23 protein-coding genes are annotated in these 16397 nt (G+C 57.3%); 22 read left to right on the top strand and 1 reads right to left on the bottom strand.

Annotated features, from left to right (window positions below):
* Position 1 precedes the first annotated feature (1 nt).
* The 20 genes from rpsQ (at position 2) to bfr (ending at position 11286) form a co-directional block, all read left to right on the top strand.
* Positions 2–268 (top strand): 30S ribosomal protein S17, encoded by a 267-nt coding sequence (rpsQ, locus tag KSS97_RS26070; RefSeq protein WP_003194644.1) that lies wholly within the window; start codon positions 2–4, stop codon positions 266–268.
* Between the two features lie 23 nt (positions 269–291).
* A complete protein-coding gene (rplN, locus tag KSS97_RS26065) occupies positions 292–660 on the top strand; it encodes a 50S ribosomal protein L14 (RefSeq protein WP_002555479.1) in 369 nt (122 codons plus the stop codon).
* An 11-nt stretch (positions 661–671) separates the two neighbouring features.
* Entirely contained in the window at positions 672–986 is a 315-nt protein-coding gene (gene rplX / locus KSS97_RS26060; RefSeq protein WP_003186046.1) for a 50S ribosomal protein L24, read from the top strand.
* Positions 987–1006: 20 nt separating this feature from the next.
* Positions 1007–1546 carry a 50S ribosomal protein L5 gene (gene rplE / locus KSS97_RS26055; RefSeq protein ID WP_030140492.1) on the top strand — a complete coding sequence of 180 codons (540 nt, stop codon included), beginning with the start codon at positions 1007–1009 and terminating at the stop codon, positions 1544–1546.
* Between the two features lie 13 nt (positions 1547–1559).
* Positions 1560–1865, top strand: coding sequence for a 30S ribosomal protein S14 (gene rpsN / locus KSS97_RS26050; RefSeq protein WP_003186042.1), 306 nt, complete (start codon positions 1560–1562; stop codon positions 1863–1865).
* A 210-nt stretch (positions 1866–2075) separates the two neighbouring features.
* Positions 2076–2468 (top strand): 30S ribosomal protein S8, encoded by a 393-nt coding sequence (gene rpsH / locus KSS97_RS26045; RefSeq protein ID WP_017848802.1) that lies wholly within the window; start codon positions 2076–2078, stop codon positions 2466–2468.
* A gap of 12 nt (positions 2469–2480) precedes the next feature.
* On the top strand, positions 2481–3014 hold the full coding sequence (rplF, locus tag KSS97_RS26040; protein WP_003186039.1) for a 50S ribosomal protein L6: 534 nt from the start codon (positions 2481–2483) through the stop codon (positions 3012–3014).
* A 10-nt stretch (positions 3015–3024) separates the two neighbouring features.
* Positions 3025–3375, top strand: a complete 351-nt coding sequence (gene rplR, locus KSS97_RS26035; RefSeq protein WP_003186037.1) for a 50S ribosomal protein L18 — start codon at positions 3025–3027, stop codon at positions 3373–3375.
* Positions 3376–3378: 3 nt separating this feature from the next.
* Complete coding sequence (gene rpsE, locus KSS97_RS26030) at positions 3379–3879, top strand: 30S ribosomal protein S5 (protein WP_003186035.1); 501 nt, start codon at positions 3379–3381, stop codon at positions 3877–3879.
* A gap of 2 nt (positions 3880–3881) precedes the next feature.
* The gene (gene rpmD, locus KSS97_RS26025) at positions 3882–4058 is read left to right on the top strand and encodes a 50S ribosomal protein L30 (RefSeq protein ID WP_003186033.1); all 177 of its coding nucleotides are present in this window, start codon (positions 3882–3884) and stop codon (positions 4056–4058) included.
* 3 nt (positions 4059–4061) lie between these two features.
* Positions 4062–4499 (top strand): 50S ribosomal protein L15, encoded by a 438-nt coding sequence (gene rplO, locus KSS97_RS26020; protein ID WP_003186032.1) that lies wholly within the window; start codon positions 4062–4064, stop codon positions 4497–4499.
* On the top strand, positions 4500–5828 hold the full coding sequence (secY, locus tag KSS97_RS26015) for a preprotein translocase subunit SecY (protein ID WP_030140491.1): 1329 nt from the start codon (positions 4500–4502) through the stop codon (positions 5826–5828).
* Positions 5829–5858: 30 nt separating this feature from the next.
* Positions 5859–5975, top strand: a complete 117-nt coding sequence (rpmJ, locus tag KSS97_RS26010; RefSeq protein ID WP_002555468.1) for a 50S ribosomal protein L36 — start codon at positions 5859–5861, stop codon at positions 5973–5975.
* Positions 5976–6105: 130 nt separating this feature from the next.
* Positions 6106–6462, top strand: coding sequence for a 30S ribosomal protein S13 (rpsM, locus tag KSS97_RS26005; protein ID WP_003186020.1), 357 nt, complete (start codon positions 6106–6108; stop codon positions 6460–6462).
* Between the two features lie 30 nt (positions 6463–6492).
* Positions 6493–6882, top strand: a complete 390-nt coding sequence (rpsK, locus tag KSS97_RS26000; RefSeq protein WP_002555466.1) for a 30S ribosomal protein S11 — start codon at positions 6493–6495, stop codon at positions 6880–6882.
* Positions 6883–6900: 18 nt separating this feature from the next.
* Positions 6901–7521, top strand: coding sequence for a 30S ribosomal protein S4 (gene rpsD, locus KSS97_RS25995; RefSeq protein ID WP_003176404.1), 621 nt, complete (start codon positions 6901–6903; stop codon positions 7519–7521).
* Between the two features lie 22 nt (positions 7522–7543).
* Positions 7544–8545, top strand: a complete 1002-nt coding sequence (locus tag KSS97_RS25990; RefSeq protein ID WP_003186012.1) for a DNA-directed RNA polymerase subunit alpha — start codon at positions 7544–7546, stop codon at positions 8543–8545.
* Positions 8546–8587: 42 nt separating this feature from the next.
* The gene (rplQ, locus tag KSS97_RS25985) at positions 8588–8974 is read left to right on the top strand and encodes a 50S ribosomal protein L17 (protein WP_003176402.1); all 387 of its coding nucleotides are present in this window, start codon (positions 8588–8590) and stop codon (positions 8972–8974) included.
* Positions 8975–9214: 240 nt separating this feature from the next.
* A complete protein-coding gene (locus KSS97_RS25980; RefSeq protein ID WP_217860465.1) occupies positions 9215–10663 on the top strand; it encodes a catalase in 1449 nt (482 codons plus the stop codon).
* A gap of 158 nt (positions 10664–10821) precedes the next feature.
* Entirely contained in the window at positions 10822–11286 is a 465-nt protein-coding gene (gene bfr, locus KSS97_RS25975) for a bacterioferritin (RefSeq protein ID WP_003186005.1), read from the top strand.
* A 96-nt stretch (positions 11287–11382) separates the two neighbouring features.
* Here the strand turns inward: bfr and uvrA are convergent, their stop codons facing one another.
* Positions 11383–14217: an excinuclease ABC subunit UvrA gene (uvrA, locus tag KSS97_RS25970; RefSeq protein ID WP_030140489.1), complete on the bottom strand. Its 2835-nt coding sequence runs from the start codon at positions 14215–14217 to the stop codon at positions 11383–11385.
* A gap of 169 nt (positions 14218–14386) precedes the next feature.
* On the opposite strand from uvrA, the gene KSS97_RS25965 reads away from it, so the two are divergent.
* Together KSS97_RS25965 and KSS97_RS25960 are read left to right on the top strand one after the other, a co-directional pair.
* Positions 14387–15784 carry an MFS transporter gene (locus tag KSS97_RS25965; protein ID WP_181288443.1) on the top strand — a complete coding sequence of 466 codons (1398 nt, stop codon included), beginning with the start codon at positions 14387–14389 and terminating at the stop codon, positions 15782–15784.
* Positions 15785–15793: 9 nt separating this feature from the next.
* Positions 15794–16309 (top strand): single-stranded DNA-binding protein, encoded by a 516-nt coding sequence (locus tag KSS97_RS25960; RefSeq protein ID WP_024778338.1) that lies wholly within the window; start codon positions 15794–15796, stop codon positions 16307–16309.
* Positions 16310–16397 lie beyond the last annotated feature (88 nt).

Raw genomic sequence — 16397 nt, 5'->3', positions numbered from 1 at the left:
CATGGCTGAAGCCGAAAAAACTGTCCGTACGCTGACTGGCCGTGTTGTCAGCGACAAGATGGACAAAACCATCACCGTTCTGATCGAGCGTCGCGTTAAGCACCCGATCTACGGTAAATACGTTAAGCGTTCGACTAAGCTGCACGCGCACGACGAAACCAATCAGTGCCACATCGGCGACAAGGTCACTATTCGTGAAACTCGTCCGATGGCCAAGACCAAATCTTGGGCGCTGGTTGATGTTCTCGAACGCGCTGTGGAAGTCTAAGGGCTAGGGGTCGGAGAAATTATATGATTCAGACTCAATCCATGCTCGATGTGGCCGATAACAGCGGCGCTCGCCGCGTTATGTGCATCAAGGTGCTGGGTGGCTCCCATCGTCGTTACGCTGGTATCGGTGACATCATCAAAGTTACCGTCAAGGAAGCAATTCCTCGCGGTAAGGTGAAGAAAGGTCAAGTGATGACTGCTGTTGTAGTCCGCACTCGCCACGGTGTTCGTCGTGCTGACGGCTCCATCATCCGCTTTGATGGCAACGCTGCTGTTCTGTTGAACAACAAGCAAGAGCCAATCGGCACCCGTATCTTTGGGCCAGTGACCCGTGAACTTCGTACTGAGAAGTTCATGAAGATCGTCTCGCTCGCCCCAGAAGTGCTGTAAGGAGATCCGACATGCAAAAGATTCGTCGTGACGACGAGATCATCGTGATCGCCGGCAAAGACAAGGGTAAGCGCGGTAAGGTGCTGAAGGTTCTTGCTGACAACCGTCTGGTTGTTGGTGGTCTGAACCTGGTCAAGCGTCATACCAAGCCTAACCCGATGTCGGGCGTACAGGGCGGTATCGTCGAGAAAGAAGCGCCACTGCACGCTTCCAACGTCGCCATTTTCAACGGCGAAACCAACAAGGCTGACCGCGTTGGTTTCAAAGTAGAAGACGGTAAGAAAATTCGTGTCTTCAAGTCGACCCAAAAAGCGGTTGATGCTTGAACACTGCTAGGTAGAAGACCATGGCACGACTAAAAGAGATTTACCGGAAGGAAATCGCACCGAAACTTAAGGAAGAACTTAAGCTTTCGAACGTGATGGAAGTTCCGCGCGTTACCAAAATCACCCTGAACATGGGTCTGGGCGAAGCGATCGGCGACAAAAAAGTCATCGAGCACGCTGTTGCTGACCTGGAAAAGATCACCGGCCAGAAAGTCGTCGTGACCTACGCTCGGAAATCCATCGCTGGCTTTAAAGTCCGTGAAGGTTGGCCGATCGGCGTCAAGGTGACCCTGCGCCGTGAGCGTATGTACGAGTTCCTGGATCGTCTGCTGTCGATCTCCCTGCCTCGGGTTCGCGACTTCCGCGGCCTGAATGCCAAGTCCTTCGATGGTCGTGGCAACTACAGCATGGGCGTAAAAGAGCAGATCATTTTCCCGGAAATCGATTACGACAAGATCGATGCTCTCCGCGGTCTGGACATTACCCTGACCACCACTGCTCGGACGGATGAAGAAGGTCGCGCATTGCTGCGTGCTTTCAAATTCCCGTTCCGCAACTGATTGGAGTAGGACAATGGCCAAGAAGAGCATGAAGAACCGTGAGCTGAAGCGTCAGCTCACCGTTGCCAAGTACGCCACCAAGCGTGCAGCGCTGAAAGCTATCATCGTTGATCTGAACGCAAGTCCAGAAGCGCGTTGGGAAGCTACCGTAGCACTGCAGAAGCAGCCACGTGACGCGAGCGCTTCGCGCATGCGTAACCGCTGCCGCCTGACTGGTCGTCCGCACGGCGTGTACCGCAAGTTCGGCCTCGGCCGTAACATGCTGCGTCAAGCTGCTATGCGTGGTGACGTTCCAGGTCTGGTTAAAGCCAGCTGGTAAGCACTGTCAAAGTCACGATGTTCGGGGTCGCAAGATCCTGACCATCGGTGGCCTTGAACTTGAATCAAGCCCCTTTTGGGGCTTGATTCATTTCTGGGGTGTGTCTAGAATACCCGGCTCGCCTGAGCCCGTGTTTTTATTGCGCGGATGCGCTCGGCGACACGTACTAGCCGAAAGGCTAATTTTTTGTGTATTAGGAGCGTCTAGCCCATGAGTATGCAGGACCCGTTAGCGGACATGCTAACTCGTATCCGTAATGCCCAGATGGCTGAAAAGTCCGTCGTAAGCATGCCATCTTCTACTTTGAAGGTAGCTGTTGCCAAAGTCCTGAAGGACGAAGGTTACATTGCGGGTTATCAGATCAGCAGCGAAATCAAGCCTCTGCTGTCCATCGAGCTGAAGTACTTCGAAGGCCGTCCGGTCATCGAGGAAGTGAAGCGCGTTAGCCGTCCTGGCCTGCGTCAGTACAAGTCCGTTGAGGATCTGCCGAAAGTTCGTGGCGGCCTGGGCGTGTCTATCGTCTCCACCAACAAAGGTGTGATGACGGATCGTGCTGCGCGCGCTGCCGGTGTCGGCGGCGAAGTTCTTTGCACTGTGTTCTAAGGGGGGATAAGCATGTCACGCGTCGCTAAGAACCCCGTTAAGCTGCCAGCCGGTGTCGAAGTCAAATTCGCAGGCCAACAGCTTTCGGTGAAGGGTGCCAAGGGCACTCTGCAACTGAACATCCATTCGTCCGTTGAGATCGTTGAAGAAGCTGGTGAGCTGCGTTTCGCTGCTCGCAATGGCGATCAACAGACTCGCGCAATGGCTGGTACCACTCGTGCGTTGGTAAACAACATGGTCCAAGGCGTAAGCCAAGGCTTCGAGCGCAAGCTCCAGCTGGTCGGTGTTGGTTACAAAGCGCAAGCAAAAGGCACAGTGCTGAACCTGGCTCTTGGCTTCTCGCACCCAGTGGATTATGAACTGCCGGAAGGCATCACCGCTGAGACTCCTAGCCAGACCGATATCCTGATCAAGGGCATCGACAAGCAGCTGGTAGGTCAAGTGGCCGCCGAGATCCGCGACTTCCGTCCACCAGAGCCGTACAAAGGCAAGGGTGTGCGCTACGCGGACGAAGTCGTCCGTCGTAAAGAAGCCAAGAAGAAGTAGGGCATAGCAAATGACCGACAAAAAAGTTACTCGACTGCGTCGCGCTCGCAAAGCACGCCTGAAAATGCACGAACTCGAAGTCGTGCGTCTCTGCGTGTTCCGCTCGTCGCAGCACATCTACGCCCAGGTCATTTCGGCCGACGGCAACAAAGTCCTGGCAAGTGCCTCGACTTTGGATAAAGAACTGCGTGATGGTGCCACTGGCAACATCGACGCGGCCACTAAGGTTGGCCAGCTGGTCGCTACGCGTGCTAAAGCCGCTGGCGTCTCGCAGGTGGCTTTCGACCGCTCTGGCTTCAAGTACCACGGCCGCGTCAAGGCGCTGGCTGATGCTGCTCGTGAAGCTGGGCTGGAGTTCTAAGTTATGTCAAATAACGACCAAAAGCGCGACGAAGGCTACATCGAGAAGCTGGTTCAAGTTAACCGCGTAGCCAAAACCGTTAAAGGCGGCCGTATCTTCACTTTCACCGCGTTGACCGTGGTGGGTGATGGTAAGGGCCGTGTTGGCTTCGGCCGTGGCAAGTCGCGTGAAGTGCCTGCTGCGATCCAGAAGGCAATGGAAGCTGCTCGCCGCAACATGATCCAGGTTGATCTGAACGGCACCACTCTGCAGTACGCAATGAAGTCCGCCCATGGCGCTTCGAAGGTGTACATGCAGCCTGCTTCTGAAGGTACCGGTATCATCGCTGGCGGCGCTATGCGTGCTGTCCTCGAAGTTGCTGGCGTTCAGAACGTTCTGGCCAAGTGCTACGGCTCGACTAACCCTGTAAACGTGGTTCACGCCACTTTCAAGGGTTTGAAAGCAATGCAGTCTCCTGAATCCATTGCCGCCAAGCGTGGCAAAAGCGTCAAGGAGATCTTCTGATCATGGCTACCGTAAAAGTTACGCTGATCAAAAGCATGACCGGCCGCATCCCTAACCACAAACTGTGCGTTAAGGGTCTGGGTCTGCGTCGCATCGGTCACACTGTAGAAGTCCTGGATACTCCCGAGAATCGCGGGATGATCAACAAGGCTTACTACATGCTGCGTGTCGAGGGTTAATCGATGAAACTCAATGATCTGAGTCCAGCGCCGGGTTCCCGTCGCGAAAAGCATCGTCCGGGCCGTGGTATCGGTAGTGGTTTGGGCAAGACCGGTGGCCGTGGCCACAAAGGTCAGACCTCCCGCTCCGGTGGCACTATTGCTCCAGGCTTTGAAGGCGGTCAACAGCCGCTGCATCGTCGCCTGCCGAAGTTCGGTTTCGTTTCCCTGAAAGCCATGGACCGCGCAGAAGTGCGTCTGTCCGAACTGGCCAAAGTGGACGGCGACATCGTCACCGTGCAGTCCCTGAAGGATGCCAACGTGATCAACCAGAACGTACAGCGTGTGAAAATCATGCTGTCGGGCGAAGTTGCTCGTGCTGTCACCATCGGAAAGGGAATCGGCGCCACCAAAGGTGCGCGTGCGGCTATCGAAGCAGCTGGCGGCAAGTTCGAGGAATAAATGGCTAAGCAAGGTGCTCTCTCTGCGCTCGGCAAAGGCGGTATGTCTGAACTCTGGGCTCGTCTGCGTTTTCTGTTCCTGGCGATTATCGTCTACCGAATAGGCGCACACATCCCGGTTCCAGGTATCAACCCGGACCGACTCGCGGACCTGTTTCGACAGAATGAGGGGACCATTCTTAGCTTGTTCAACATGTTTTCCGGCGGCGCGCTGGAACGGATGAGCATTTTTGCATTGGGGATCATGCCGTACATCTCGGCATCGATCATCATGCAGTTGATGACCGCCGTCAGCCCGCAGCTGGAGCAGTTGAAGAAGGAAGGTGAAGCTGGCCGTCGCAAGATCAGCCAGTACACCCGCTACGGCACTGTCGTCCTCGCTCTCGTTCAAGCCATTGGCATGTCCATTGGCCTGGCTGGGCAGGGCGTATCGTTCACTGGTGACTTTAGCTTCCATTTCGTTGCGGTAACCACGTTTGTGGCGGGCGCAATGTTCATGATGTGGCTGGGTGAGCAGATTACTGAGCGTGGTGTTGGCAACGGTATCTCGATGTTGATTTTCGCAGGTATCGTCGCCGGTCTTCCGAGAGCAATCGGGCAGTCTTTCGAGTCTGCGCGTCAGGGCGATATCAACATTTTTGCCTTGGTTGCCATCGGTTTGCTGGCAGTAGCGATTATCGGTTTCGTGGTGTTCATTGAGCGTGGCCAGCGTCGTATTGCTGTTCACTACGCCAAGCGTCAGCAGGGCCGCAAGGTGTTTGCTGCGCAGACCAGCCACTTGCCGTTGAAGGTGAACATGGCCGGCGTTATCCCGGCCATTTTCGCGAGCAGCATCCTGCTGTTCCCGGCTTCGTTGGGTGCCTGGTTCGGCCAGTCTGAAGGTATGGGCTGGTTGCAGGACATCTCGCAGTCGATCGCTCCTGGTCAGCCGTTGAATATTCTGCTGTTTAGTGCAGGGATTATTTTCTTCTGCTTCTTCTATACGGCGTTGATGTTCAATCCGAAAGACGTAGCGGAAAACCTGAAGAAGTCCGGTGCCTTTATTCCGGGCATCCGTCCTGGTGAGCAGTCTGCGCGCTACATTGATGGCGTTCTGACTCGCTTGACCATGTTCGGTGCTCTTTACATGACGGCCGTCTGCCTGCTTCCCCAGTTCCTGGTGGTTGCGGCAAACGTACCGTTCTACCTTGGCGGGACCTCGTTGCTGATCGTGGTCGTGGTTGTGATGGACTTCATGTCCCAAGTACAATCGCACCTCGTTTCGCACCAGTACGAATCCCTGATGAAGAAAGCCAACCTGAAGGGCTACGGCAGCGGCATGTTGCGCTGAGTAGCGTCCATAAGGTTCGAGGAGTTGGTGATGAAAGTTCGTGCATCGGTGAAAAAGCTGTGCCGTAACTGCAAGATTATTCGCCGCGAAGGTGTTGTTCGGGTAATTTGCAGCGCGGAACCGCGTCACAAACAGCGCCAAGGCTGAGTGTGATTGTGCTTTAAGCCCGGCAGCTAGTGCGCTGCCGGGTTGATTATTTGTTATTACAGCGATATTATCTCGCGCCCTATTTCTTGGCTTCCGGGGCGTAGGTAGCTGTCAATTGGAGTCCCACTGAATGGCCCGTATTGCAGGCGTCAACATTCCAGATAACAAGCATACTGTTATCTCGCTGACCTACATCTATGGTGTTGGTCGCACTACTGCACAGAAAATTTGTGCAGTGACTGGGGTTAACCCAGCGGCAAAGATCAAGGATCTGAGCGACGAGCAAATTGAACAGCTGCGTGGCGAAGTGGCGAAGTTCACCACTGAAGGTGACCTGCGTCGCGAAATCAACATGAAAATCAAGCGCTTGATGGACCTCGGTTGCTATCGCGGTCTGCGTCATCGTCGTGGTCTGCCAGTACGCGGTCAGCGTACCAAGACCAACGCGCGTACCCGTAAAGGTCCGCGTAAGCCGATCCGCAAGTAATCGCCCCAGCGAATCGACAGGAATTTAATCATGGCAAAACCTGCTGCTCGTCCTCGTAAAAAAGTTAAAAAGACAGTGGTTGATGGCATCGCCCACATCCATGCTTCTTTTAACAACACCATCGTGACCATTACCGACCGTCAAGGTAACGCTCTTTCCTGGGCTACCTCCGGTGGTTCGGGTTTCCGCGGTTCCCGCAAGTCCACCCCGTTCGCTGCTCAAGTAGCTGCTGAGCGTGCTGGTCAAGCTGCGCTGGAATACGGCCTGAAAAACCTCGACGTCAACGTCAAAGGTCCAGGTCCAGGTCGTGAATCCGCAGTCCGCGCTTTGAACGGCTGTGGCTACAAGATCGCCAGCATCACCGACGTGACGCCAATCCCGCACAACGGGTGCCGTCCGCCGAAGAAGCGCCGCGTGTAATCCAGGAGATTGTAAAGAATGGCTCGTTACATTGGTCCAAAATGCAAACTCGCTCGTCGCGAAGGCACCGATCTCTTCCTGAAGAGCGGCGTGCGCGCGATCGAATCGAAGTGCAACATTGAAGCAGCACCTGGTATCCACGGCCAACGCCGCGGTCGCCAGTCCGACTACGGCACCCAACTGCGTGAAAAGCAGAAGGTCCGTCGTATCTACGGCGTTCTCGAGCGTCAATTCAGCGGCTACTACAAAGAAGCTGCTGGCAAGAAAGGCGCAACCGGCGAAAACCTGTTGCAACTGCTCGAATGCCGCCTGGACAACGTTGTATACCGTATGGGTTTCGGTTCTACTCGTGCCGAATCCCGTCAGCTGGTATCGCACAAGTCGATCAGCGTTAACGGCCAGACCGTAAACGTTCCGTCCTACCAGGTTCGTGCTGGTGACGTGGTTGCTGTTCGCGAGAAAGCAAAGAACCAACTTCGCATTGTCCAAGCTCTCGATCTGTGTGCCCAACGTGGCCGCGTAGAATGGGTAGAAGTAGACACTGAGAAGAAGTCGGGCGTTTTCAAGAACGTTCCTGCTCGCAGTGATCTGTCCGCCGACATCAACGAAAGCCTGATTGTCGAGCTCTACTCCAAGTAAGGGCTAGAAAATAGGTGCATCCATGCAGATTTCGGTAAATGAGTTCCTGACACCCCGCCATATTGATGTGCAGGTTGTCAGTCCAACCCGCGCCAAGATCACACTCGAGCCTCTCGAGCGTGGTTTCGGCCACACCCTGGGCAACGCGCTGCGCCGCATCCTGTTGTCCTCAATGCCCGGCTGTGCAGTAGTCGAGGCCGAGATTGACGGTGTGCTCCACGAGTACAGCGCCATCGAAGGTGTACAGGAAGACGTAATTGAAATCCTGTTGAACCTTAAAGGTCTGGCTATCAAGCTGCACGGTCGTGACGAAGTTACGCTGACCTTGTCGAAGAAGGGTTCGGGGGTGGTTACCGCTGCCGATATTCAGCTGGATCATGATGTCGAGATCGTTAACCCCGATCACGTAATCGCTAACCTGGCGTCTAACGGCGCCCTGAACATGAAGCTCACCGTAGCTCGTGGTCGTGGTTATGAACCGGCAGACTCGCGTCAGAGCGATGAAGACGAAAGCCGCAGCATCGGTCGCTTGCAGCTTGACTCTTCGTTCAGCCCGGTTCGCCGTATCGCATACGTGGTGGAAAACGCCCGTGTCGAACAGCGTACCAACCTGGACAAGCTGGTTATTGATCTGGAAACCAACGGTACCCTGGATCCTGAAGAGGCTATCCGTCGTGCAGCAACCATCCTGCAACAGCAGTTGGCTGCGTTCGTCGACCTCAAAGGTGACAGTGAGCCAGTGGTTGTCGAGCAGGAAGACGAGATCGATCCGATCCTGCTTCGCCCGGTTGACGATCTGGAACTGACTGTACGTTCGGCTAACTGCCTTAAGGCGGAAAACATCTACTACATCGGCGACCTGATTCAGCGTACCGAAGTAGAGCTGTTGAAGACTCCGAACCTTGGCAAGAAATCCTTGACTGAAATCAAGGACGTTCTGGCCTCCCGCGGTCTGTCCCTCGGCATGCGCCTCGACAACTGGCCGCCTGCAAGTCTTAAGAAGGACGACAAGGCGACTGCCTGATCGTCGTAATCACCGAACGTTGTGTTTGGTAAGGAATGAACCATGCGTCATCGTAAAAGTGGTCGTCACCTGAGCCGCACCAGCTCGCACCGCAAGGCCATGTTTCAAAACATGGCGGTGTCGCTGTTCGAGCACGAGCTGATCAAAACTACACTGCCGAAAGCCAAAGAACTGCGCCGCGTTGCCGAGCCGCTGATCACTCTGGCCAAGACAGACAGCCTGGCTAACCGCCGCCTGGCTTTCGACCGTACTCGTTCGAAAGCTATCGTTGGTAAGCTCTTCAACGACCTGGGCAAGCGTTACGCTACCCGTGAGGGTGGCTACCTGCGCATCCTCAAGTGCGGTTTCCGCGCTGGCGACAACGCGCCTATGGCGTACGTCGAGTTGGTTGATCGTGCTACTGCCGGCGAAGCTGTAAGCGCCGAGTAAGACGACAGTCTGCAACGAAGAACCGGGCCTAGTGCCCGGTTTTTTGTGCGCGTAAGAAAAACAGCTTATTCGTACAAGCTTCCATAGGGCCAAGGCGCCACTATTGCTGTTGGGGTTGTTGGTAGGGATTTTCTATTGGTGCGCACAATTTAATAAATTTGTGGGCGTCACATTGTTGATCAATACTCCTCTCCAGCCGATTAGCCGGCAGTCCGAAGACCGACCTAGGAAGAACTGAGCATGAGCCAGATAAAAACGCTTACGACCGCCAGCGGCGCTCCTGTCGCCGATAACCAGAACTCTCGCTCCGCCGGCCCACGTGGCCCGCTGCTGCTCGATGATTTCCACCTGATCGAGAAGCTTGCTCATTTCAACCGCGAAAACATTCCCGAACGCCGCGTGCACGCGAAAGGGTCAGGTGCATACGGCACCTTCACCGTAACCCGTGATATCACCCAATACACCAGCGCGAAGCTGTTCGATTCGGTGGGCAAGCAGACGCCGACTTTCCTTCGCTTCTCCACCGTTGGCGGTGAGCGCGGCTCCGCTGACACCGAGCGCGATCCACGCGGTTTCGCCTTGAAGTTCTACACAGAAGAAGGCAACTGGGACATCGTTGGCAACAACACGCCTGTATTCTTCATCCGCGATCCGCTGAAATTTCCGGACTTCATCCACACGCAAAAACGCTTGCCGCAAAGCAATCTCAAAAGCGCGCAGATGATGTGGGATTTTTGGTCGCACTCTCCAGAGGCGCTGCACCAGATCACCATCCTGTTCTCTGATCGCGGCATTCCTGACGGCTACCGCCACATGCACGGCTTCGGCAGTCATACCTATAGCCTGATCAATGCCCAAGGTGAGCGTCACTGGGTGAAATGGCACTACAAGACCAAGCAGGGGATCAAGAACCTGGCACCGGCCGAGGCCGCTCGCCTGGCGGGTACCGACCCGGATTATGCCCAGCGCGATTTGTTCAATGCGATCGAGCGCGGTGATTTCCCGAAATGGAGCGTCTGCATCCAGATCATGACCGAGGCTCAGGCTGCGGGTCATTACGAGAACCCGTTCGATGTGACCAAGACCTGGTCACAGAAGGAATTCCCGCTGATCGAAGTCGGTGAGCTCGAACTCAATCGCAATCCGCTGAACTACTTTGCCGAGGTGGAGCAAGCGGCATTCGGGCCGAGCAACATGGTGCCGGGTGTGGGTCTTTCGCCTGATCGCATGCTGCAGGGCCGCGTATTTGCCTACGCCGATGCACACCGCTACCGCGTGGGTACCAATCACCAGCAATTGCCGGTGAATGCGCCGCGCAGCCCGGTCAATACCTACCAGCGTGACGGCGCGATGGCGTTCGGCAGCAATGGTGGCGCGGCTCCCAACTACGAGCCTAACAGCCATGTCGAAGCGCCGAAGCAGGCACCGCATTATGCGGAGCCGGCATTGGCCCTCAGCGGTGCGGCGGATCGTTATGATCACCGCGAAGACACTGACTACTACAGCCACGCTGGCGCGCTGTTCCGCTTGATGAGCGACGAGCAGAAAGCGCTGCTGATCAGCAACGTTGCTGGCGCGATGGGTGGCGTTTCGGCGGATGTGGTTGATCGCCAACTGCAGCATTTCTTCAAGGCAGACGCTGCTTACGGAGAAGGTATCGCAAAGGCGCTGGGCGTACAGCTTAACTAAGTCTAAACGAGAAGCAGAACCGCCCTCATTAGGGCGGTTTTTGCGTTATTTAACCTGCTTTTCTTGGATTTTCTTCACTTTTGTTGCGCTAGACGAGTGACCTTGCAGTCTGCTTGGTTCAAACTAGAGCCTTTCAAAGCTTGTGGAGATGTAGGGCGATGCAAGGTCACCCAGACGTAATCGATTACCTCAACACGTTGCTGACCGGCGAGCTGGCAGCCCGTGATCAATATTTCATCCATTCGCGGATGTACGAGGATTGGGGTTTTACCGAGCTCTACGAACGTATCAACCATGAGATGGAAGAAGAGGCACAGCACGCTGATGCGTTGATGCGCAGGATCCTTATGCTCGAAGGCACGCCGCGCATGCGCCCGGACGACCTAGACGTCGGGACCACCGTGCCCGACATGCTCGCCGCCGACCTTCGCCTGGAATACAAGGTTCGCGCCGCGCTGTGCAAAGGCATTGAGTTATGCGAGCAGCACAACGACTACGTGACCCGCGAGATCCTGCGTATCCAGCTCAACGATACCGAAGAAGATCATACCTACTGGCTGGAGAAGCAGTTGGGCCTGATCAAGCTGATCGGATTGGAAAATTACCTGCAGTCGCAGTTCTGATGTGGTCATTGTAGGAACAAGCTCGCTCCTACAGGAAACGAACAAAAAGCCCCTGCCATCGATGAGATGACAGGGGCTTTTTTGTGCCAGGGAGAATCAGTCCCGATCACGCTCCAGCAGTGGCTTGAGGTAATACCCGGTGTGGGACTGCTTCATTTCCGCCACCTGCTCCGGCGTCCCTACGGCAATGATCTGGCCGCCCTTGGAACCGCCTTCCGGGCCCAGGTCCACCAGCCAGTCAGCGGTCTTGATCACGTCCAGGTTGTGTTCAATGACCACCACGGTGTTGCCGTGATCGCGAAGACGATGCAGTACATCAAGCAACTGCTGGATATCGGCGAAGTGCAAACCGGTGGTCGGCTCATCGAGGATATACAGCGTCTTGCCGGTATCGCGCTTGGACAGCTCGCGCGACAGCTTGACCCGCTGCGCCTCGCCGCCGGACAAGGTCGTTGCCGACTGCCCGAGCTTGATGTACGACAGCCCTACATCCATCAACGTCTGGAGTTTGCGCGCCAAAGCCGGTACCGCGTCGAAGAACACCCGGGCCTCTTCTATGGTCATCTCCAGGGTCTCGTGGATGTTCTTGCCCTTGTACTTGATCTCCAGGGTCTCGCGGTTGTAACGCTTGCTCTTGCACACGTCGCATGGCACGTAGATGTCAGGCAGGAAGTGCATTTCCACCTTGATCAGGCCATCGCCCTGGCAGGCCTCGCAGCGCCCACCCTTGACGTTGAACGAGAAACGCCCCGGGCCGTAACCCCGTGAGCGGGACTCCGGTACGCCGGCGAACAGTTCGCGGATCGGGGTGAACAGCCCGGTGTAGGTCGCCGGGTTGGAGCGCGGCGTACGACCGATCGGGCTTTGGTCGATGTCGACGACCTTGTCCAGATGCTCCAGGCCCTTGATGCTGTCGTGAGCGGCGGCTTCCAGGGTCGTGGCGCCGTTCAGGGCGGTGGCACTGAGCGGGAACAGCGTGTTGTTGATCAGCGTCGACTTGCCGGAACCTGACACGCCGGTGACACACGTGAGCAGGCCAATCGGGATCTCCAGGTCGACGTTGCGCAGGTTGTTGCCGCGGGCACCCTTGAGGGTCAGCGACAGTTTCTTGTTGCGTGGCGTGCGCTTGGCCGGAACCTTGATCTTCACCCGGCCCGACAGGTATTTGCCGGTCAGCGAGTCGGGGTGCGCCATGACTTCGGCGGCAGTGCCTTGGGCGACAATGTGCCCACCGTGGACGCCCGCGCCCGGGCCGATGTCCACCACGTAGTCCGCCAGGCGAATCGCGTCTTCGTCATGCTCTACGACGATGACCGTGTTGCCGATATCCCGCAGGTGCTTCAGGGTTCCGAGCAGGCGGTCGTTATCCCGCTGGTGGAGGCCAATGGACGGTTCGTCGAGGATGTACATGACACCCACCAGGCCGGCGCCGATCTGGCTGGCAAGGCGGATACGCTGGGCTTCGCCGCCGGACAAGGTGTCTGCGCTGCGATCGAGGGTCAGGTAATCCAGCCCGACATTCACCAGGAATTGCAGGCGCTCGCGGATTTCCTTGAGGATCTTGTCGGCGATTTCGCCACGACGACCGGTGAGTTTCAAGCCGCCGAAATAATCGGTGGCATCGCCAATCGGCAGGTTGGTCACCGCCGGCAGCGTCTTCTCGCCGACCCACACATGTCGCGCTTCTCGACGCAAGCGGGTGCCGCGGCAATCGGGGCAGGGCTGGGTGCTGAGGAACTTGGCCAGTTCTTCGCGCACGCTGGCCGATTCGGTTTCGCGATAGCGCCGCTCCAGGTTCGGCACGATGCCTTCGAACGGATGCGAGCGCTTGACGATATCGCCACGGTCGTTCAGGTATTTGAAGTCGACATTCTGCGAGCCGCTGCCGTGCAGGATGAATTTCTGCTGGTCGGCGGGCAGCTCGCTGAACGGCTTGTCCAGGCTGAACTTGTAGTGGGCTGCCAGCGACCCAAGCATCTGGAAGTAGTAGACGTTGCGCCTGTCCCAGCCACGAATCGCGCCTTCGGCCAGGGTCAGTTCGCCATTGACCAGGCGCTTGGTGTCGAAGAACTGCTTGACCCCCAGGCCGTCGCAGGTCGGGCAGGCGCCAGCCGGGTTGTTGAAGGAGAACAGCTTGGGCTCCAGTTCGCTGATCGCATGGCCGCAGATCGGGCAGGCGAAGCGCGCGGAAAAGATCATCTCCTCGCCAGGCTCGTCGTCCATCGGCGCCACCAGGGCGATGCCGTCGGCCAGCTTCAACGCGGTCTCGAAGGACTCGGCCAGGCGTTGCTGGAGATCGGCGCGGACCTTGAAGCGGTCAACCACCACATCAATGGAATGCTTCTTCTGTTTATCCAGCTTCGGCAGCTCGTCGAGCTCGCACAATTTGCCGTTGACCCGCGCACGAACGAACCCCTGGGCGCGCAGCTCTTCGAAGACCATCAGGTGCTCGCCCTTGCGCTCGCGGATGACCGGCGCCAGGAGCATCAGCTTGCTGCCTTCGGGCTGGGCCAGCACGAGGTCGACCATCTGGCTGACGGTCTGGGCTTCCAGCGGAATGTCATGATCGGGGCAGCGGGGAACACCGACGCGCGCATAGAGCAGGCGAAGGTAGTCGTAGATCTCGGTGATCGTGCCGACCGTCGAACGGGGGTTGTGGGAGGTCGACTTCTGTTCGATGGAGATCGCCGGCGACAGGCCTTCGATGGTGTCGACGTCGGGTTTTTCCATCATCGACAGGAACTGCCGGGCGTAGGCCGACAGCGATTCGACATAGCGTCGCTGGCCTTCGGCGTACAAGGTGTCGAAAGCCAGCGATGATTTGCCGGATCCGGACAGGCCGGTGATGACGATCAGCTTGTCCCGTGGCAGGGTCAGGTCGATGTTCTTCAGGTTGTGGGTACGGGCCCCACGAATCAGGATCTTGTCCAAAAGTGGCCTCGCTCGGCGGGCGTCGAAAACGTAGGAGTATACGGGTAAATACTGGATGGATACACACTATCAAGTGCCATACATGAAGACTGCGCGGCAAACGGTCGCCATATACCCCCTCAATCGATGGGACTGGTAGAATCCCCGCCGGTTCACACGAGGTTTTTCCATGCACGATCCCCACAGCGAACGCATGAGTAGCGGCGAGACCCGCGCGGCAAGCGGTCTGGCCCTGGTGTTCGCCTTTCGCATGCTGGGCATGTTCATGGTGTTGCCGGTACTGGCGACCTATGGCATGGACCTGGCGGGCGCGACCCCGGCCCTCATTGGGCTGGCGATCGGCGCCTACGGCCTGACCCAGGCGATTTTCCAGATCCCTTTCGGGATCATTTCCGACCGTATCGGTCGACGTCCCGTCATTTACCTGGGGCTTATCGTGTTCGCCCTCGGCAGCGTGTTGGCGGCGAACGCGGACTCGATCTGGGGCGTGATCGCCGGACGGATCCTGCAAGGCGCGGGTGCTATTTCCGCCGCTGTCATGGCATTGCTGTCAGACCTGACCCGCGAACAGCACCGGACAAAAGCCATGGCGATGATCGGCATGACGATTGGTCTGTCGTTCGCTGTCGCCATGGTTGTAGGACCGTTGTTGACGCGGGCTTTCGGTTTGTCGGGCCTGTTCCTCGCCACCGGGGCCATGGCGCTGGTGGGTGTGCTGATCGTTGCGTTCATCGTGCCGCGTTCCACCGGGCCGTTGCAGCATCGCGAATCCGGAGTCGCCCGCCAGGCGCTGGTGCCGACACTCAAGCATCCCGACCTGCTGCGCCTGGACCTGGGCATCTTCGTACTCCACGCCATGCTGATGTCCAGCTTCGTGGCCCTGCCGCTGGCGCTGGTGGAAAAGGCCGGCCTGCCCAAGGAGCAGCACTGGTGGGTCTACCTGACGGCATTGCTGATTTCGTTTTTCGCCATGATCCCGTTCATCATCTATGGCGAGAAGCGACGCAAAATGAAACGAGTTTTACTCGGCGCCGTCGTGACGCTCATGCTCACTGAGCTATTCTTCTGGCAGTTCGGCGACAGCCTGCGGGCCTTGGTGATCGGCACGGTAGTGTTCTTCACTGCGTTCAACCTGCTCGAGGCGTCACTGCCGTCGTTAATCAGCAAGGTTTCTCCGGCGGGCGGCAAGGGCACGGCGATGGGGGTTTATTCCACCAGCCAGTTCCTGGGTTCGGCACTGGGCGGCATCCTCGGCGGCTGGTTGTTCCAGCATGGCGGTTTGTCGGTTGTGTTCCTGGGATGTGCCGCGCTGGCTGCACTTTGGTTGGCCTTTGCTGTTACCATGCGCGAACCTCCGTATGTGACGAGCCTGCGCTTGCCGTTGTCGCCCGAAGCCATCCGCGAAGCAGGCCTGGCCGAGCGCCTCAGGGCCGTCGTGGGAGTAACCGATGCAGTGGTGGTCGCCGACGAGGCGGCCGTGTATATCAAACTGGACACCGAATTATTGGATCGTGCGACGCTCGAGCGCCTGGTGAACAACCCGGCCCCGGCAGCGTGCGAAGCCTAGGAGAACGTTATGGCCCGTGGGGTTAACAAAGTCATATTGGTCGGTACTTGCGGCCAGGATCCAGAAGTTCGCTACCTGCCTAACGGCAACGCCGTGACCAACCTGAGCCTGGCGACCAGCGAACAATGGACCGACAAGCAAACCGGCCAGAAGGTCGAGAAGACCGAGTGGCACCGCGTGTCGATGTTCGGCAAAGTGGCTGAGATTGCCGGCGAATACCTGCGCAAGGGTTCGCAGGTCTACATCGAAGGCAAGCTGCAGACCCGCGAGTGGGAAAAGGACGGTATCAAGCGCTACACCACCGAAATCGTGGTCGACATGCAAGGCACCATGCAATTGCTCGGTGGCCGTCCGCAAGGCGACCAGCAGCAGGGTGGCAACAACTACCAGCAGTCGGCTCCGCGCCAGCAAGCCCCTCGTCCGCAGTCGGCGCCACAGCCACAACGCGAGCGCCCGGCCCCGCAGCAAGCCGCGCCGCAGCCGGCTCCGGATTTCGACAGCTTTGACGACGATATTCCGTTCTAGGATTCAGTGGTATCAGTCGATGAGGCTCCTCACTCACTGACACTTCAAGTTCGATAAAAAACCCTCTTCGCTGCAAAGCCAGGAGGGT

This window comes from Pseudomonas alvandae (assembly GCF_019141525.1).
In the GTDB taxonomy this organism is placed as follows: Bacteria; Pseudomonadota; Gammaproteobacteria; order Pseudomonadales; family Pseudomonadaceae; genus Aquipseudomonas; species Aquipseudomonas alvandae.
This window is presented reverse-complemented; position numbering and strand designations above follow the sequence as displayed.